Annotated in this window: 15 protein-coding genes; 2 read left to right on the plus strand and 13 right to left on the minus strand. The window is 62.8% G+C overall.

Annotated features, from left to right (window positions below):
* The first annotated feature begins 117 nt into the window (after positions 1-117).
* A complete protein-coding gene (locus PEP31012_RS20900; RefSeq protein ID WP_174978347.1) occupies positions 118-1,896 on the plus strand; it encodes a GGDEF domain-containing protein in 1,779 nt (592 codons plus the stop codon).
* Between the two features lie 78 nt (positions 1,897-1,974).
* On the opposite strand, the gene PEP31012_RS20905 is transcribed toward PEP31012_RS20900, so the two are convergent.
* From PEP31012_RS20905 to PEP31012_RS20945, 9 genes are all read right to left on the minus strand, one after another.
* Positions 1,975-3,186, minus strand: coding sequence for an SAM-dependent methyltransferase (locus PEP31012_RS20905; protein WP_150591220.1), 1,212 nt, complete (start codon positions 3,184-3,186; stop codon positions 1,975-1,977).
* Complete coding sequence (locus tag PEP31012_RS20910; protein ID WP_150591221.1) at positions 3,183-4,010, minus strand: DUF1365 domain-containing protein; 828 nt, start codon at positions 4,008-4,010, stop codon at positions 3,183-3,185. Before PEP31012_RS20910 ends, PEP31012_RS20905 begins: the two co-directional genes overlap by 4 nt.
* Complete coding sequence (locus tag PEP31012_RS20915; protein ID WP_150591222.1) at positions 4,007-5,311, minus strand: NAD(P)/FAD-dependent oxidoreductase; 1,305 nt, start codon at positions 5,309-5,311, stop codon at positions 4,007-4,009. The genes PEP31012_RS20910 and PEP31012_RS20915 overlap by 4 nt, the downstream gene beginning before the upstream one ends.
* A gap of 145 nt (positions 5,312-5,456) precedes the next feature.
* Positions 5,457-6,563, minus strand: a complete 1,107-nt coding sequence (locus tag PEP31012_RS20920; RefSeq protein WP_150591223.1) for an SAM-dependent methyltransferase — start codon at positions 6,561-6,563, stop codon at positions 5,457-5,459.
* Between the two features lie 31 nt (positions 6,564-6,594).
* Positions 6,595-7,386, minus strand: coding sequence for a DUF1295 domain-containing protein (locus PEP31012_RS20925; RefSeq protein ID WP_150591224.1), 792 nt, complete (start codon positions 7,384-7,386; stop codon positions 6,595-6,597).
* 330 nt (positions 7,387-7,716) lie between these two features.
* The gene (locus PEP31012_RS20930; RefSeq protein ID WP_150591225.1) at positions 7,717-8,451 is read right to left on the minus strand and encodes an anti-sigma factor; all 735 of its coding nucleotides are present in this window, start codon (positions 8,449-8,451) and stop codon (positions 7,717-7,719) included.
* Positions 8,448-9,065: a sigma-70 family RNA polymerase sigma factor gene (locus PEP31012_RS20935; protein ID WP_150591226.1), complete on the minus strand. Its 618-nt coding sequence runs from the start codon at positions 9,063-9,065 to the stop codon at positions 8,448-8,450. Before PEP31012_RS20935 ends, PEP31012_RS20930 begins: the two co-directional genes overlap by 4 nt.
* Positions 9,066-9,271: 206 nt before the next feature.
* On the minus strand, positions 9,272-11,818 hold the full coding sequence (locus tag PEP31012_RS20940) for a cation-translocating P-type ATPase (protein ID WP_150591236.1): 2,547 nt from the start codon (positions 11,816-11,818) through the stop codon (positions 9,272-9,274).
* Positions 11,819-11,859: 41 nt separating this feature from the next.
* On the minus strand, positions 11,860-12,333 hold the full coding sequence (locus tag PEP31012_RS20945; protein ID WP_150591227.1) for a carboxypeptidase regulatory-like domain-containing protein: 474 nt from the start codon (positions 12,331-12,333) through the stop codon (positions 11,860-11,862).
* 685 nt (positions 12,334-13,018) lie between these two features.
* Between PEP31012_RS20945 and PEP31012_RS23755 the strand changes: the two genes are divergently transcribed.
* Complete coding sequence (locus PEP31012_RS23755) at positions 13,019-13,186, plus strand: hypothetical protein (RefSeq protein ID WP_217427158.1); 168 nt, start codon at positions 13,019-13,021, stop codon at positions 13,184-13,186.
* Positions 13,187-13,277: 91 nt separating this feature from the next.
* Here the strand turns inward: PEP31012_RS23755 and PEP31012_RS20950 are convergent, their stop codons facing one another.
* The 4 genes from PEP31012_RS20950 to PEP31012_RS20965 all read right to left on the minus strand — a co-directional run bounded on the left by PEP31012_RS20950 (position 13,278) and on the right by PEP31012_RS20965 (position 19,045).
* Positions 13,278-14,126, minus strand: a complete 849-nt coding sequence (locus PEP31012_RS20950) for a class I SAM-dependent methyltransferase (RefSeq protein WP_150591228.1) — start codon at positions 14,124-14,126, stop codon at positions 13,278-13,280.
* 425 nt (positions 14,127-14,551) lie between these two features.
* Positions 14,552-15,193: an HAD family hydrolase gene (locus PEP31012_RS20955; RefSeq protein WP_172417063.1), complete on the minus strand. Its 642-nt coding sequence runs from the start codon at positions 15,191-15,193 to the stop codon at positions 14,552-14,554.
* A 148-nt stretch (positions 15,194-15,341) separates the two neighbouring features.
* On the minus strand, positions 15,342-17,207 hold the full coding sequence (locus PEP31012_RS20960; protein ID WP_125338883.1) for a hypothetical protein: 1,866 nt from the start codon (positions 17,205-17,207) through the stop codon (positions 15,342-15,344).
* A gap of 821 nt (positions 17,208-18,028) precedes the next feature.
* Entirely contained in the window at positions 18,029-19,045 is a 1,017-nt protein-coding gene (locus tag PEP31012_RS20965) for an ATP-binding protein (protein WP_083902327.1), read from the minus strand.
* Between the last annotated feature and the right edge of the window lie 4 nt (positions 19,046-19,049).

Raw genomic sequence — 19,049 nt, forward strand, 5'->3', positions numbered from 1 at the left:
GGTGCCAAGTGCCGGGCGCCACGTGTCCGAGACCTGCTTTGGATGGCCGCCGTCATGGCGCCATCCAGTGCAGCCTGCGTGGGACCCCGAACCGTGTGGCCGGCGGTGTCATCGTCAATGAAGCGCACGTTACTCTCCGCCGTTCCGCTGACTGGCCACCTTCGGTGGCTGAATTTCGCCGTGGTCGGCAGCGTCGTTGTCCTCTGCGTCGGTCTGCTGACGTGGTCCTGGGGAACGTACCAGCGCGCCCGCGACGCCTCACTCGCGCTGGAGGCCCTGCGGGCAACGCTGTTGGCGATGGAGAAGGCGTCCGCCGAGCGGGGGCCGGCCAATGCCGTGCTGGGCGCCGATCTTCCGCTTCCCAACGCGTCGGTCACTGCGCTGCGCAACGCGCGCGAGGCGACCAACGCGCGCCTGCAGGAACTGCTGTCGGCGCTCTCGACCGACCGCTGCGACGCATGCGGCAGCAGCTTGCGGGTCGTCGAGCGTGCGCGCCTGGATCTGGCGGCCGCCAGCGCGAATGTCGACCTGCTGGTGCAACGCCCACGCGAGAAACGCAGCGACGCGGACGTGCGCGATGCTGTCGATCGCATGATCCGTGTCATCCCCGAGTTCACCTCCGTGGCATCGTCGCGCATCGACGTGATTTCGCGCGGCGCGCCTGACGCGCTTCACTATGTCGTCCTCGCCCGTCTGGCCGCAGATCTGCGCGAGTCCGCCGGTCAACTCGGCTCGCACTTCACCGCGTCGCTCACCACCGGGGCGCCGCTCACTGAGGCCGATCAGCGCACCCTGGAGCGCACGCTCGGACGCATCGATCAACTGCACGACATGATTGCCGCTCGCATGATCGATCCCCCTGAACTCGGTCCCAAGGCGCTTGACGCCCTGAACGCCCAGTACTTCACGGCGGGATTGCATTACGTGGCCACGGTGCGCACGCTGGCGAGTTCGCCGGCGCATGTCGCGCCGACGACGGCCGAGTTTGCCGGCCATTACGTGCCGACCATGCACGCGATCACCGACTTCCGCGACACCATGCTGACGCTGGCGCGGCGCAACGTCGACGCCCAGGCCTCACTGGCGCTCAAGTGGCTGGTCGGCACGGCGCTTGCTACGCTCGCGCTGGGGCTGGCCATGGTCGTTTTGCTGCGCCATATCCGTCGCCACGTGGTGCTGCCGTTCGAGGCGGCAACGCGTTGCGTCAATGCCCTGGCGCAGGGCCATCTCGACGGGGCGGTGCCGGGCGAAGGCGTGCCGATGTACCGACCACAGGTGCGCGCCGTGTTCGATGCGCTGCGCGTGCTCAGGCTCAACGCACTCGAGTTGCGGCAACTGCGCGGCGAGCGCGCGCGGTTACTGGGCGACCTGGAGATGAGCGCGGATACCGACCCGCTCACGCAACTGATGAATTGGCAGGCCTTCGTGCGGCAGGCGCAGGCCCTGTGGGCGATGCCGACGCCGGGTCTGGTCGCCTTGATCAAGCTCGATGTCGACCACTTCACGCAGATCAACGCGACCTGGGGGCATGGCGCGGGCGACGATGTGCTGCGCCGCGTCGGCGCGGTGTGCCTCAATACTTCTCAGCCCGGGGATGTAGTGGCCCGGTTGGGGGCGGATGGGTTTGTGATTCTGGCGCGTGTGCTCGACCCAATTCGCGCGCAGCAATTCGCGGACCTGCTGCGTGGCCGTATTGAAGCTACGGCGTTGACGTTGCCGAACGGCGAACGCGTGTCCCTGACGGCGAGTGTGGGTATCGCGATCGGCGATCCTGCGACATTCGGTGGTGCGACGCCCATGTCCGGCGGCGCGCCGGCCGCCGTGTCGGCACTGTTGAGCGAGGCGGAGCGCCAGCTCCACGCGGCGCGGCGGGCGCGACGGCATGTCATCGAGTAGAGCGCGTGAGCGTGCCTCATTCACACGCATGCTCGCATCGTTGCAAGCCGTGCGCGATCTGGCGGGCCGCCGCCCGCGTCAACACCCGTGCGAGACAACGAAGTGCCGCACATCGATGCGTTGCTCTGCGAACGCCGCCTCGCAATACTGAAGATACAGTCGCCACGACCGGATGAAGGTGTCGTCGAAGCCTTGCCCACGCACCGCGTCGATTTGCGCTTCGAAGGCCGCATGCCAGTGCTGCAGCGTCCTGGCGTAATCGCGACCGAAGCGCAACGTCTCGACGGCCGTCATGCCGCAGGCTTCCGAGGTGCTGACGAAGCGCTCGGGGCTTGGCAGCATGCCACCCGGAAAGATGAACTCGCGGATGAAGTCGCTTGACGCGCGGTATGCGTCAAAGGCGTTGTCTTCGATGGTGATCGACTGAATCAGCGCACGGCCACCGGGGCGCAGGCGTGATTTGAGCATTGAGAAGTACGCCGGCCAATACGCTTCCCCCACGGCCTCGAACATCTCGATGGACACGATGGCGGCAAACTCACCCTGCACGTCGCGGTAATCCGTGAGCGAGATCTCGGCCAAGTGGCTCAGGCCCTGCGCGTCAATGCGGGCACGGGCGAGCGTCAATTGTGCCTGCGACAGTGTGATGCCATGCACCGCAATCCCTTGCCGGGCCGCGTGCAGCGCAAATCCGCCCCATCCGCATCCCACTTCCAGCACGCGATCGCCGGGGCGCAGCGCCAAGGTATCGATGATTCGCTGATACTTGGCATGCTGGGCGTCGGCGAGCGAACGGTGGCTATCGCCGTCGAACCAGGCACTCGAGTAGGTCCAGGTCGAGTCAAGCCACAATTCATAGAAGCGGTTGCCGAGATCGTAATGCGCGTGAATATTGCGACGGCTACCCGACTTGGTGTTGCCACGCAGGCGATGCCGGAGGTGATACCAGATACGCGCGATCCGAGAGCCCGTCACGGTGCTGGAGATCGAGGCGAGATTGCGTATCGCCAGCCGGAGCAGCGTGACCATGTCGGGCGAATCGACCCAGCCGGCGCGATAGGCGTCGGCGAACCCGATGTCGCCAGCGTGCATGATGCGACGACAGGCGCGCCAGTCGTGCAGGTGAAGCGTCGCGCCCGGCGCGCTATGGGGATCGCCGAACATATGCACGGTGCCGTCGGGGCATACCAGCGTCAAATGTCCGGAGTGAATGCGGCGAAGCAACGCGATGAACAGGCGGGCCGACATCGGTGCGTTGGGACGCATGGAGAATAGGCGGAGCGGAATCATGGACGGATCTCCCGGTCAGCGCAAGCGGCGCGCTCCGGCGCCGTTGCACGTAGCGTGGGCGGCGTCTTGCCGTGGAATGGCACGCGCTTGAGCCAGAGCCTCAGCGCTTGCCAGTGGATTCTGATAACGACGTTCAGGGCATTGAGGGGCTGCGACAGCACGGCACGCAGCACGCGCCTTCCCGTGAAAGGTTCTGCTCGCATCGCGATCGCCGTGCGTAGCAGCAGTTCGGTGCCGACGCGATAGTCGATGGCGACCGACCACATCGCGCCCTTGCGGCGAACGCGAAATTCGTATTCGCCCTGCACGTCGCAAAACGGGGAGACATGAAAGACTTTCCGGCAAAAGAGCCGGGTGTCGCCGCAAATGGCCGCATGTCCGTCGGCACTGAGCAGATACCCGTGGTGTTGACCGAACGTGTTGCGCACATCGGCGTACAACGCGCGCAGGTTTCCCTGGCGGTCGTGGCAATACCAGAAGCTCACCGGGTTGAACGCATAGCCGGCCATGCGCGGAATCGTCTGCAGCCAGAGGGTGCCATCCGCCGGAATCCCGGCTTCCGCCAGACGCGCGCGCATCCAGGGCGCGAGCGCACTGCCGTCGCGAGGACCGTAGTCGTGCGATCTCAGGGCGAGGGGGCGCCGTTCGTCCAGCGCAAACCACCGGCTGCGCAAGGCATCGAGACGCCCGACATCGCAAGCGATTTGAAACATCGAATAAGTGAACGCGTGCCGGACCGGATGCAGCCGTTCGTGGGTCACACGGCCGCGCAGCAGCCAGGCGGGTGGTGTTGATGCACCGGCCATCGCGTCCTTCGTGCTCATAGCTTCGCCCACGCCGGCATCACGCCGAAATCGCCCGCCACCCGCAGCGCGGATTTCAGGCCATCCTCATGAAAGCCGTAGCCGGTCCACGCGCCCGCGAACCATGTCCGTTGGCGGCCTTGAATATCCGGCAGGCGCGATTGGGCGTCCACGGCGGCCAGATCGAGCAGGGGGTGTTCGTAGGCGTAGCGTCCCAACACCTTGTCCGGCGCCGGCTCGTCGCTCGGGTTGAGCGTGACGATCACGGGGGACGTGAACGGCAGGGCCTGGAGCTGGTTGATCAGATAGCTCACGCACACGGGACGGTGCGCGTCGGCGGCCGTGCCCGCCTGACTGACATAGTTCCACGCGGACCAGACACGGCGGCGGCGCGGTAGCAATTTCGGATCCGTGTGCAGGACCGCCATGTTCGGTTGATACCGCACGGCACCGAGTATCTGACGCTCGGAAGCGTCGGCATCGCCCAGTAGTTTCAGGCTGTCCGGCGCGTGACCGGCGAGAACGACGGCGTCGAAACGCTGCGAGGCTCCGTCGCCGAACGAGAGCGTTACCCCATCGCGCTCGCGCGTGACGCGCCGAACGGGCGTTCGCAGTCGCACATCGTCGAGCGTTGCCAGCAACCGGCGCACGTATGCGCGTCCGCCACCGGCGACGGTTTTCCATTGCGGACGTTGCCGGATCTGCAGTAGCGCGTGATTCAGACAGAAGCGCAGAAACGTCGCGGCCGGAAAGTGCAGGATGTCGGCCGCACGGCTTGACCAGATCGCGGCGGCCATCGGCAGGAGATAGTGGTGCTGAAACGGTTGCCCGTAGCCGTTCGCCAACAGCAGGTCGCCCACCGATTGACGCTCGCGCATGGCGCTCTGCAAGTGCTGCTCTGCCGACGCGTTAAAGCGCAGCACATCGCGCAGCATCCCAAGAAAGCTCGGGGAATAGAGGTTGCGACGTTGGGCAAAGACAGTGTTCAGGTTGGTGCCAGCCCATTCCAGGGCGCCATCGTCGACCGATACCGAGAACGACATATCGCTCGCGATGGCGCTCACCCCGAGTTCATCGAACAACGCAATCAGGTTGGGATAGGTGCGATCGTTGAAGACCAGAAAGCCCGTGTCGACAGGCGCGCAATGCCCGTCGAGCGAGACGTCGACGGTATTCGTATGCCCACCGGCATAATTGCCTGCCTCGAACACGGTCACGTGATGCTTTCGTGCGAGGAGATAGGCACTGGCCAGTCCGGCAATCCCCGCGCCCACCACGGCGACGCGTTGTCCGGGGGGCAGGGCGGCGGTCGATGCGTTCATTGACTTGTCTCGTCGAGGTTTTGTGGTTATACGAACCACGGGCGCGCCCGGATGCAATCGCGCTTGAAAAAACGGTGCGCCACCCACGAATGCGCGCCTCGCGGCCGAATCCGCAATGCCCGCCAGGTCATGGCGGATCGGCGGCTCATGCCCGACGGCTCCGCTTTTCGAACAGATAATGTCCAACGCCCCATTCGCGGCCTTGGGCATAGCCGAACAGTTCGGCGACCGCCATATAGAACATGCGCCAGCGCTGGAACTGAATGCCGGCCTGCGGGCCATACCCGGCCGCCTTGAGCATCGGCAGTGTTCTGTCGCGCGACGCATCCAGGGCCGCCAGCCAGTCGTTGGCCGTGCGCGCGTAATGGCGGCCGTCGACCCACCAGCGGTTCGCGAGGCGCAGGTCGTCCTGGAAGTGCAGCAGCAGATCGGCGCTGGGCATGGTGCCGCCGGTGAAGAAGTGTCGCGACATCCAGTCGCTGCCATCGTGGTTCTGGAAGGGGTAGGCGACGTGACGATGTGCGAAGAGGTGGACGAACAGGGTGCCGTCGTCGTTCAGCCAGCGCGCGATCTTGGCGAGCAGCGCGCCGTAGTTCTTCATGTGCTCGAACATTTCGATGGACAAGATGCGGTCGAATCCTGATGCGATGCCGTCATCGAAGTCGAAGTCGGCCACGTTGCCAGTGACGATTCGCAGATTGCGCAGCCCGCGCCGCGCCGCCGCCGCCTCGATGAAGCGGCGCTGACCGTGGGAGTTCGACAGCCCGACGATCTGTGCGCCGGGATATCGCTCAGCCAGCCAGAGCGAGAGCGAGCCCCAGCCGCATCCGAGATCCAGAATCCGCTGACCGTCGGCGATGTCGGCGCGCTGTGCGTAGAGCGCGAGCATGGCCTGCTCGGCCTGGGCCAGTGTCTCGTCGCCATTGGGGTAGTAGCAGCACGAATACTTGATGGCTGGCCCGAGGTGCTCGACGAAGAATTCGCTCGGCACCTCATAGTGCTGCGTGTTGGCGGTCTGCGCCTCAACGGCAATCGGGCTTGCGTGCAGTTCACGGACGAATGCGGCGAGCGCTTCCGCGCTTCGCTCGGGATCGTGCGCATGCGTCTCGCGCAAGCGTTGGCGCATCAGCATGCGCATGCCCGCCCGTAGCGCAACGTCTGGCACAAGGCCCCGCTCGCAGAGTCGGATAAGACCGCTTTCGTCGGGCGACGTGACGTGTGTGGCGGGTGGTTGCGTGAGGGAGACGGTCATGGCGTCGGGCTCCTGTCTTCAACGAACGGGGTCATGGCAGCGGCGTCTCGCCGGACTTCCTGGGGGGCCAGGGAATGAGCGCGCTGGTGGTTTGCATGTACGTCTTGTAGGCGGGACGGGATTGCATGAGGTGGGCTTCGAGCAGTGGGATGCCAGACACCTTGAGCAGCAGCCAGGCCATGAGCAGCGGCGGGACGAGCGTGATCCATGCCAAGGGCGCTCCGATCGCGAGGATGGGGTAAGCACACCAGTGCACACACTCGAAGAAGTAATTGGGATGGCGCGAGTAACGCCACCAGCCCACCTGACAGACCTGGTCCCGATGGGTGGCGACGGCGGTGAAGCGTCGCAATTGACGGTCAGCCGACGCCTCACCTGCCACAGCGGCCAGCCAGATGAGCGCGGCGACGGCGACCGCCAATGGCGCCGGGGCGTGCTCGTCAAATGCCGGCACGAAGAACGCCGCGGCGAGGAGCAGGGCGATTACGCCCTGCAACTGGAAAAACCAGAACATGTTGCGACCGGTATGCTTGCCCCACTGTTGGCGAAATTGTCGGTAGCGCGCGTCTTCCGGGTGGCCGAAGTTGCGACGCCAGAGATGCATTGCCAGACGCAGGCCCCATAGGCCACCGGCCACACCGACGAAGGCGCGGTTGATAGGGTGGCCGGTGCCGAGACAGGCGGCCACGATCGCGACGCTCCCGAGCGCGGCCGCCCAGACCGGGTCGACCATGCCGGCGTTATGCGAGCGCCATTGGTAAAGCCACGCGAGCGCGAACACAACGCACAGTCCAGCGAACGACAGGGCGACAGCAGCGAGCATGCGGGCTCCAGACGCGGATTGAGGACTCGATGCTGCTATATACGAGCGTCAAGCGTCACCGGATGCACGCGCGGGAGAAAAATCTGAATGAAAGTGGAGGGCGGGACGATCCGGAAAGCGAAGAAGGGGGTGTCCAACGCACGGACAACCCCCTTCAAGTCAAACGATGACCGAAACGCCGCAGGGTGCTCAGACCCTCGCCCCTCGCTTCTCGACCTTCGACCTCAGACCCTCAGACCCTCAGACCCTTAACCCCTTAGATTCTTAGATCTTCAGATTGTTGGATCCTAAGGCCCTCTCAGACCTTCAGTCGTTCAGTAGCTCAGCCGCTCACGCGGGCCGGATGGCGCCGGTGGCGACCACTGGGCCAGTCGGTTGGCCGGTGGGCGAGCCCCCCGGCGGCTCGACGGACACCGCGAGCACGGCGTTGCTGTCCATCTGCGCGAGGATCTGGGGGGAGAGCGTCATCGACGCGGGTTGATCCGACGCGAATACGCCCAACGGGATGGGTTTGGCATTATGCGGGATCAACCACAGTTCGGTCGCGCGGCCGGCGGCAATGACCGGCTTGAGCACCGGCACCACGACCATGCTTGAGCGACGCCTGTCGACCGTTGCGGTCCAGTGCGCAACGCCGTCCTGGCGAGCGATGGTCGACACCATATAAGCATTGGCCGTTACGGCGGACGGGCTGCGCGAAGGCATTAGGGTCACCACGTTCACGGCGAGCAGGGCAAGCGCCGCGAGGCTTGCGCCGAGTCCCACCCATCGCCAGAGGCGCAAATTGTCCCACCAGGTGGCGGGTACCGGGCGCGCGGCGCGCGGTGCTTCCATCGGGACTCCCAGATCGCGCCGAATGCGTTGCCACACGCGCGGCGGCGGGGCGACCGGTGCGACATCTTCGGCCAATTGCGCGATACGCGCTTGCCACTGGTGAAGGCTTGCCTGAATGCGAGGATCGGCGTCGGCGGCCTGCTCGAGTTCGCGCCGTTCGGCAGCGCTCAGCACGCCGAGGGCATATTCGGCGCAGCGCAGCTCGTCGTCTTGGTTGGCGGGCGTATTCATTGCTCGAGACATACCTTCAGTTGCATTAGGCTACGGCGTATCCAGCTCTTCATCGTGCCGAGGGGCACGCTCAGGCGAGCAGCGAGCTCGCTGTACGAAGCGCCGGTGAAGAACGCCTCGCGAACCACGCCACGTTGTTGTGGCTCGAGGCGTTGCAGGCACTGCTCGAGGCGCTGTCGTTCCTCGGACGCTTCGGCGAGCGCGGCAGGCGTGGGGTCGTCGGATGGGATGGCGAGCGCGTCGGCCTCATCGAGGGCGGCCTCGCGATGCTCGCGCAAACGGTCGATGGTTCGGTTGCGAGCCAACGTGATGAGCCACGTCATGGCGTTGCCGCGCTCGGGGTCGAAGCCGTCTGCGCGTCGCCAGACGCTGACGAAAACCTCCTGAAGCAGGTCCTCGGCTTCCGCCCGGTCGCGGATCATTCGCAGGATCACACCGAACAGACGCGCCGATGTCATCTGGTAGAGGGCGGCGAAGGCTTCGCGGTCTTCTTGTCCCACGGCCGACAGTGTTCGGTTCAATGCATCGCGCCATGCGGTGTCGGCACTGGGGTCGCTCGGGCGCTGAGGGGTTGATGGACGTGCTCGGTTGGCACTGCTGGGCATGTCGTTCATGCGGGAGAGACCCTGGCATCGGCCATAGCATTGACGTTCCGCGCAATATAGCACCTTCGGTGCGAGATAGCGCGTCGTGTCCGGCATAAGCAGGCGGGGATTCGGCATGGTGTGACGACCGAGGGTGAGCGTATTGATCCATACGGATCAGGTGCGCTCCCGGATGCGCGGTATCGGGGCTTTATCAAGTCGATTTTGACGTGTGCTCAAGGATTGAGCAGTGCCACGAGTCCAAACAGCCGTGCCAGCGACGGCACGGTGATCAGCAGCGCAAGCGCCACGCCCGTCATGCCCAAGACCCGCCAGAGGTATCGATTTCGCGGACGCCCCCACGCGGGACGTGCTGTGCGCAACACCATCGGAACCACGAAGATCAGCGCCACATTGACCACGACGAGCAGTTCGAAGGCCATCGTGCGCGCCAACGGGAGCGAGTTCGCGGAGGCGCTCGCATATTGCAGCAGACCCGCGTAAACGCCGAGGACCAGCGCACCGGCCAATGCGCCGACCGAGGCCAATTGCAGGACGGTGCGAGACGACAGGAGTCGCGCACCGGGACGCCGAGGCGGGGCATGCATCAGACGCGGGTCTTCCGGCTCGTTCTCGAACACGATCGAGCAGACCGGATCGATCACGAGTTGCAGAAAGACGATGTGGATCGGCGCGAGCATGGGCGGCAAGCCGACGAGAATCGGCACCACGGCCGCCGCGACCATGGGAACGTGCACCGCGATGGTGTAGCTGATCGCGAGGACAAGATTGGCGTAGATGCGTCTCCCGAGCCGGATGGTGGACACGATGGGGGCAAAGTCGTCGCGCAGCAGCACCAGCGCCGAGACTTCGCGCGCCACTTCCGCGCCGCGCAATCCCATCGCAATGCCAATGTGGGCCGCCTTGAGGGCCGGCGCGTCGTTCACCCCATCCCCCGTCATCGCCACCACTTCACCGTTGTCACGCAGCGCGTTCACCAGACGAAGCTTTTGCTCGGGCCGGATGCGGGCGAAGGTCTCGACCTTCATGACGGCGTTGCGCACCTGGGCGTCGTCCATGGCCGCCAGGGCCTGCCCGGTGACGATCCGTCGGCTGTTGATGCCGACCTCGGTGGCAATGGCCTGCGCGGTTGTGGGATAGTCGCCGGTCACCATCACCACGCGAATGCCGGCGGCGTGGCATTGCGCGATGGCCTGCGCAACTTCCGGCCGGACCGGATCGGACAGACCGACCAGCCCGAGGAATGTAAACGCGAAGCCGTGCTGATCCTTCGGCCACTCAGCGTGCGAGTGCGACGCTTTCGCCACCCCCAGCACCCGCAACCCGCCCGACGCCATGGCCGCCGCCTGGCCGAGCACCGTCTGGGTTTGCGTCGCGTCCAGATGGCAAAGGGCGCAGACGGCTTCCGGCGCCCCCTTGCACGCGATCGAATGATGCTCCGGCGCCGGGGTGCGCCAGGCGTGGGACATCGCGGGTACCGCAGGCGTCAACGCGTACTCATGCACCAGCGACCAGTCGGTGTGCAGGCGACCGGTGCCCGCGAGTTCGAGGCGGCCGGTCTCGTGGAACGCGCGCTCCATCGGATCGATGGGTTCGATTTCGCTGGCGAGCACCAGGTACTCGATCAACTCGTGAAAGGCGGCATCGATCCGCGGTGTCGATGGGCCGACGTCAAGCCGCCGGCCATGGGCGACGAGCGCGCTGACCGACATGCGATTCTGTGTCAGCGTGCCGGTCTTGTCGACGCACAGCACCGAGGTCTGGCCAAGCGCCTCGATCGCGCTCATCCGGCGCGTGAGTACGCCTTCCTTGGCGATACGGCGCGCGCCCAATGCGAAGAACACGGTGAGGATGACGGGGATCTCTTCAGGCAGGATGCCCATCGCCAGCGTGATCCCGGCGAGGATGCCGGGCAGCCACTCACCGACGCGCCAGCGATAGATGGCGGTGAGCAGAAAGACCGTGGCAATCGCTACCGCAGCAAAGCGATTGACGAAGGTTCTCGTTTCGATCTGCAGGGGAGAAAGCGCTTCCGAGATGCCGCTCAGCGACTTGCCGATGCGACCGAGCGTCGTATTCGGCCCGGTGGCGGTCACGATCATGCGCGCTTGCCCTTGGACCACCATGGAGCCGAAAAACAGCTGGCTGTCGGCGGGCTCGCCGGTGTCGCCTGATGGATCGGTGCGGACGTCGAGTCGGGCGACGGATTTGCTGACCGCCACGGATTCTCCCGTGAGCAACGACTCGTCCACGCTCAGTTCGTGAAGTTCGACGGCAAGGCCGTCTGCGGGCACGCGGTTGCCTTCATCGACGAAAACGACGTCGCCGGGAACCAGTTCCGAGGAGGACACCAGTTGGCGGGTGCCGTCACGTAGCACCTTGGCGCGCGGCGCGGACAGTTCGCGAAGCGAGTCGAGTACCTGGGCGGTTCGATGGCTTTGATAGACGGTGAGACAGACAATCGCGATGACGAAGGCAAGCAGCGTCAACGCTTCGGCCGCATCGCCGAGCACGAGATAGATGGCGCTTGCCGCGAGCAACAGCAGGAACATGGGCTCGCGCAGGACTTCCCACAACGTGAGTCGCCAGGTGCGGCGCGCCGCGTAGTCGACGACGTTCGCGCCGAAGCGCGCGCGCCGGGCCAGCACCTCGGCGCTCGATAGCCCGCGCTCGGCGTCGGGCGGCCGGCTCGGACCGGCCTCGGGCGCGTTGACGATGCCATTGGATTCACGGGGAACGGGCGCGGTTGGCGTGGCGCGCATGCGTGTCGGCTCGTCGGCGTCTTGCGGCGTGAGCGTGTCGCTCAGGGGCGGCGCGGTTTTGGACATCGCTTACACAGATGCAGGACGCCCGGGAAGTCGGGATCCTCCCAGGAGAAATGCAGGTCGAGGGCCCCGCGCTTGGGCACCCGGATATTTCGGGATTCCGTAATTCCGGGGGTATGCGCCCAGACCCGGTAGGCGCCGGCGGGTATCCGGACGAAGAGGAACGGCCCCTCGGTTCGAACGGCCAGGACGTGCCGCCCGGCGTCTGAGGTGATCGTGACATCGACGTCGGAGAGGTAGTTTCCCGTCTTCGACGCGAACGTCATCCGTAGGTTGTACTGTGGCGCTGCGGCGCGAAACGCCTGAACGTCGTCTTCGCCAATACCGCCAGTGATGTACGAGACGCTGTTTTCCGAGTCGGGTTGCGGCGTCGGCCCGGCCAGCGCGGCGCCCACGGTGCATAGGCATGCGAAAAGCGGCACAAGCAACGACAAGCGGACGTCCCTGAACATGGCAATTCTCCCCACACTGGCCTCGTTTTCAGAATGGCGGGTCGCGTTCGTTAGGGTGTTGACCGATGTCAAGGAGCCGCTTTGGGGACATCGCTTTTGCCGGCCTGGCGTTGGGTACGGCGCTTGTCTTGCGTCAAGCAAGGCACGCAAGTGCCGCGCTGTCGGTCTGCGGCTGCCATCCTTGATGGGCCCAGGGTTGCGCCCCGGCAGACCGTTGGGCGGATCAAGGGTTTGACCTGCCTCAACGTAAGGCTTGGTGCGTCGCCTACTCTGAACATGCACGATTGGCCCGGCATTCGCGCGGTTTCGTCACCGGCCATGCTATCGGGATTCACGTTCAGGAGATTGATGCGATGGAAAGAAGAACCATGAAGCGCGTCTTGATGGTCGCGTCGTCGGCTTTGCTTGTGGTTGCGACCTCGGCGCTTGCCCAACCCAATGATGGCGACTGGGGGGCGAGCGGGGTTACGGCCCAGGGATGATGGGTGGCGGTTATGGGTACGGCTACGGCCCAGGGATGATGGGCGGCGGTTACGGTTATGGTCCTGGCATGATGGGGCGGGGCGGTGTGATTCAGGGGCCTGGCGGTTGCGGACCGTGCTGGGGGCCTGGCGCTGCGGGGGGCGGCGGACCTGGGGTCCAGCGTGAGGATCTTAAATTGAGCGTCGATCAGGTCCGAAGCAATATGGATGGATGGGTGAAGCGTATGGGCAACCCGCGCCTCAAACTCGGCAAGGTGGTCGAGCGGGATGCGGACACGATCACCGCCGATGTGGTGACGTCGGAGAAAGACGTCGTCGTTCAGCGTTACGAAATCAATCGGCACTCGGGGTTCATTCGACCGGCGCGATGAGGGGAGGGACGTGCGCGTGGCGCGTTGGACTTAGCGCTTTGCGCACTTCACCGCATCCGACTTGGCACGGAGGGTGCCAGGATCGTGGGGCTTATCCCTCTGATACTGGTGCTGGCGAGGTAAAGAAACGTTCACGCATTTCTTCCAGCCCGAGCGATGCGAGAACCTCTTCGAGGCGTTCGGCGGGGCGGCGGCGCGGCAGGTTCTTGTATTGCGCGATGATCAACTCGTTTTTCATCGAGTGTTCCCAGCCCACCAGTTCGGTCACGCTGACGTGATATCCGTGGGCCTCCAATTGCAGGCAGCGCAGCACGTTCGTGATCTGGCTGCCGAATTCGCGCGTATGCAGCGGGTGACGCCAGATTTCCGTGAGCGCGTTGCCTGCCAATTGCTTACCTTTATTTTTGCGCAGCACGCCTGCAATCTCGGCCTGACAACAGGGCACGAGCACGATATGGCGCGCTTGCTTGGCCAGCGCGAAGCGAATTGCGTCGTCGGTGGCGGTATTGCAGGCATGCAGCGCGGTGACGACGTCGACCGTCGGCGGCAGTGCCGGCGAGGTGATCGACTCTGCCACGGACAGGTTCAGGAACGACATCCCGGTAAAGCCCAACCGCTCGGCCAGCGCTTGGGATGTCTTGACGAGTTCCTCGCGGGTCTCGATGCCGTAGATATGCGAGTCGTCCGCGAGCGCCTTGAAGAACAGGTCATAGAGGATGAAGCCCAGGTACGACTTGCCGGCACCGTGGTCGACGAGCGTGACGCGACCGCGCTCGGCCTTGACTTCCTGGAGCAGCGGTTCGATGAACTGGAACAGGTGATAGACCTGCTTGAGCTTGCGCCGGCTGTCCTGGTTCATCTTGCCGTCGCGCGTGAGGATATGGAGTTCCTTGAGCAGCTCGATGGACTGGCCGGGGCGGACTTCGTGGGTATTTGACATGGGCAGACTGAGTAAGCAACGGGCGGTGAACCGTCCCGTAAATACCGGCAGTTTACCGAAAAGACCGGCTGGCGCCGAAACCGTCAGTGGAGAACCGCTGCGTATTGGGCTGGATACGGCTTCGCGCGGCGCTTTCGGGAGCCATCAATTATTCGCATAATGTACATTATGTTAAATGAAAGAGTCAGCGGACACAATTTAGGTTAACAAACTCGATTTTTTGGACGCAAATGTGCAACTTCAGTCGGCGGACACAAATTAGGTTAACAAAACCCGTTTTTGGGACACAAATGTGCGACTTCAGCCAATTTGCGGATTCGCAGCAATTTTCTGTCTTGCAAACGGTGACTCGCAGAATCGTGGCAAATTTGTGTCCATCTAGGCAGGTGCTGTTGTTACGTCGATCAATGGTATTTGGAGTTTCCCTACTGTTTCCCTGGCGCGTGGATGGTCCGCAGTAGCAGCTCTAGCGAACCAATGCTGGTGATCCCTTGGTGCCGAGAGGCAGATCGGTCAATGAGAACTGCCCGAATGCCTGCGGAATTGGCACCTGCGTAATCACCGGCGAGCGAATCCCCCACCATTACGGTGTGCTGGACGTCAACCCGAAGCTCGTCGCATGCCCGTTCGAACATTCGAGAATCTGGTTTGAGCCATCCGGATTCAAATGACCAGATGCAGGTCGTGGGCGTGATGGGCAAACAATCGAGTGCCGGTTGTGCGTACGGGCTCGTCAAATTGGACACTAGCCCGATCTTGACGCCCCTTGCTGCAAGGACTCGTAGGGTTTTGTCGGCATCGGGAAATAGCCTGATACTCGCCAGTTCGATCTGCAAGTCCCTTTCGAGTGAGGCCAACATGTCGGCGCCGGCATGGACGTGATTGGCCATATCCTCAAGCGTCATGCGACGCGTCATCACCATTTCAAGCGCTGCGCGCGGATCTGGTGACAGCTTCGCCAACTTCAAGAACGGGTGCTTTCTCCGACCGACGTTACAGAGGGTTCCGTAGACGTCGAAAAGCACGGCGTCGATTGTCGCGGAATGCTCTTGCGGTGCAATTGGCATGATCGGCGTCCGAAGGTCTGCGGGCGAATCACAAAGACCGCGTGACATGTTCATGTGGGCATACCGGCCCATACTTGTTTCGAATCTATCTCCCTCTCCCCTGCCCGCTGCATTTCCGAACCTTACGCCTCGCTCGTCCGTCGCAAGGCTAACGCCACAGGTGTGAAATTCTAGCGAGTTCTTTTAGCAGTCTTTCGGCGGGAAGTCTGCCACGAGGTCCCAAGTATGCCAACGTCGAGGATGGAATGCTGTAAGGCTTGCCAAAGAGTGCCCAGTTGTTTCCCCCAGCATCTTCGACCTGTTGCAAAAATGTGTTCGCCAATCGCCGGGCACCTGCATGCAATAGTTGCTCGGCTGTGTGAGCGTCCGATACTGCGGTCGCCAATGACGCCGCATCGCGGAACGCCTGCCGTGCGATCTGTTGAATCCCCACGAGACCCGTGCCAAGAAGGGGTTCCGACGTGGGATTGGCAGGCGCTTCTTCAACCGTCCACAAGTCGTCCGACGAAGTTTGGATGGCCATCAGACCGACCCAGTGGCTCAGCATTTCGGCTAATGGCGGCACCACGTAGACGATCTGACGATCGGGCAATCTGCGCCGAACTTTGAGCACAGTTTCATGCGGCTGAATGGAGAGGTCCGCGCCTGATAGTGCTTGAGCTTCGGGCAGGCTTAGCGTCCCGTAAAAGCAAAGCGATATCAGGAGTTCACGTCGCAACCCTTCCGGCGTGCCATCATTCTTAATCGCCTGCCAGAGATAGGCCATTGCAGAGGAACCAATAGGCTCGCTGCGAATTTGCTTTACGCTCCCTGCGATCAGCGGGTTGGCAAGGGCCAGCGGCCCGGTTTGATACGGACGGATTTCGTGACAGTTCGTGGCATACTGAATGCTGCTTAACCATTCGTAGAATAGGCGGACTGTGACCATTGTCGTGCGAATGCTCGATAGCGCGAGTGGGCCACGAAATGGTGCCCATTGTGCATCGGTGCCGTTGCCCATGATCCACAACGCCCGTGGATTGGGCTCCAGCAGGAAGGCCTCAAATGCATCAAAATCACTGCTGTCAAGCGAACTCATGGCCTTGCCACGTTGCACGTAAGCCCAATTTACAATTTTTTCGAGGGCGCGTTTGTAACTCGTGGCGGCTGCGGGATGATCCCGAAATGTATCCAACCACGCGTTGATGGCCTGCAGGTCATTTTGCAACGGTATCGACGGACCTTCCGGCGCGCGGAATGTGCCATCATGACCATCGAGTTCGGGCCCCGGATGCAAAAGCGCTAGGCGTTGCGGGCGATCCAGCTTGGTAGTGGACGCGGTATTTCGTTCCTCCACGCTCGTCGGTGGTGCGCTGATCTCGCGGTCTGTGCATTCAAAGTGCCTCGATAGGCGTGTGGCAACCGTCGGGATCGCGGCGACAAGCCACGATGCTAGATGAATCCATGTGTCATAGCCTTCGCCCGCGCAAACGAAGGTCCAGATCTGGGCCGCCATGCCGGGCGAATCCGATTCATACGCGTAGTTCAAGTGACGCGGCCACGGCGGATTTGCCGAATTGAGTTTCGGGCGAAATTCATTGAGCAGCTCCATCCATCGAGGGTTGCGGGGGCCTGGCGAATCCAGTGTTTTGATCTGGCTTTGCCAATGCACGCACACGGCGTAGTCAGCCAGAAAGCTCATTGCACAGTATGCGACCCATGTTTCCATCGTCACGATAACGTCGACCGGCCATGAAGCCATTCGACTGCGCAACGACGTCAGTGGCTTAGGCGCGCGTACGTCACGTGCTCTTTCGAATCGCTGTCGCCACAGAATATAGGCGCTGAGCTCAGGCGGCTCATCAGGAGGCGAGACGAGCATTGCGCCATCTTCATGTTGTTCGAGCCATCGCGTGACGTAGCTCCGATTTGATGCATCGCCACCGAGCCCGAGTGAGTTCCACAGCCAGCGGCGAAAGGCACGAAACAACGACACCATGTGTTTTTCGCGGACGTTGACCTGACTGAAGGTCAAGGGGGCAGAAGACCGCAAGCTGCCAATGACGGCGATTTGTCTTGAGGGCGCTAGAAGCGATGCGGGCGTCCGTGACCCGCGGATGTGATTGAGCGCGTGAAATACCGATATCCTTCGCTCTCGCTCAACGTCCGAGAATGAACAAGACCAATTGGATTGATTTGGCCACGTGAGGCTTAGCGCGGAGAGCTCCGTTAGCCAGCGTGTCAACGACACATATTCAGTCTCTGCAACAACAATGTCGGATAATGCGTTTCCCGTTGATGTTGGGCCCCAAGCGGCGCCGTACCAATGACCGCATGACGGGCAACTGAACGGTGCATCAAAAGTGGCATGCGTCAGTGCATATCGTGGCGTGCGAGCGCCACACTGAGGACAGTTTGAGCGTAGCGTATCCCCATGGATCGGGCATTTCTCCAGCGCTTCAATTTGACAGGCTGCATGATGAAACCCGAGGCTCAGGCAGGTCGGGCAAAATCTGATCGCCTCGTCGCTGGCGAGCCCGCTTGCCCAGCGACCGGGTTCGGACTGTAGCACCCCGTCACGAATTTGCCGGATCAGGGCGCTTTCGGACTTGCGTTGCGTCATCCACTCCCCCCACAGCAATTCGCGGGGATGGCGCCGAGAGTAATCGTTGGGGGCAAGCGGTCTGCCGAATACGCCGGCACACAGTTCCGCGGCGCCCATGGCATTCGCAATCGCAAGCTTCCCCAAGCACGCATAAGCGCTCTCACCTACGACAAACCACGCTGGCGCCCAGGCCAACCCGTCTCGCAGCGCACCGTGTGCTGCCTGGCCGCCGCGTGAGGTCATCAAGAGATTCATAGACCCGCCGGATCTTGCGAGAGCGTCGCCTCGAAGCCGCTGCGTTGTACCGCCTGGATCCATGCGTCTCTTGATGCCTGGAAATCTCTGCCATCGTCGTCCATGTGGGTGCACAGGAAGTCACGAATGGCCCCTCCGACCCATTTCATGCCGATTTCTGCGTCGTGGCCCGTGCGGTGGTTGCCAAAGGTGGCGAAAGCATCCCAGCATGCCGGTGCCTCACGCTGTATGCGCCAGCCGGCATCGTAGGCGCGCGGTAGGAAGAAGGAGGAGATGCATACCCCGCTGCGCGACGGAAATTCAAAGATGTCTGGATCGTCATAGCACTGCAGCGTTACAAGAAGATCCTGTTCCGAACGGACGCCATGAAATGCATAGGGCGAGAGCAGAAACCTGCCAATTAAGTCGGTTCGTTTCGCTGTGCGCAGCTCGGTTCGCAGCGTGTGGAGCTGGTGGTGACCGAACAGCACCACCACGAGGGAGATGCCCTGGCGCGTCAAGTCGTTGGACAAATCACGCATGTGCGTGAAATCCGCCGTTTTCCAGTTCTGAGCTTCGTCGACAAACAGCAGAATCCGGTCGCTCGCGTTCGTCTGCGCGGCCGCGAGCATCAGCGAAAAAACACGGATCCGGCGTGCAATTGCGGTCCCCGTGTTTGGGCTACCATGGCCCAGATCCAGCAGGAGATCGGTGTATAGGGCGCGCTCGGTGGGATGGTCGTGCTCTTTCGCGCTCACGCGCAACCGAGGAACATTGGCGAAATGCTGTGTGACAGTGGTATCGATCAGGTTGATGGCGAACGTTTTGCCAAACCGTGATTCGGCAACGAAGCATACCCCCGATTCATAATGAATCAAGGCGTCTTCCACAATATCGAATGCCTCCTTGATCGCGGGCGTCGGCGCGATGACTTGGTCCTTGATCAATGGATGCACGTTTAGCTTTTCGTCACGGAGCTGAAGCAGCTCGGGCAAAGTCATTCGCGGGCCTTGCGGTGGTTTCGTCGTTCTCATGATC

Origin of the sequence: Pandoraea eparura, from assembly GCF_902459725.1 — a bacterium.
GTDB lineage: Bacteria > Pseudomonadota > Gammaproteobacteria > Burkholderiales > Burkholderiaceae > Pandoraea > Pandoraea eparura.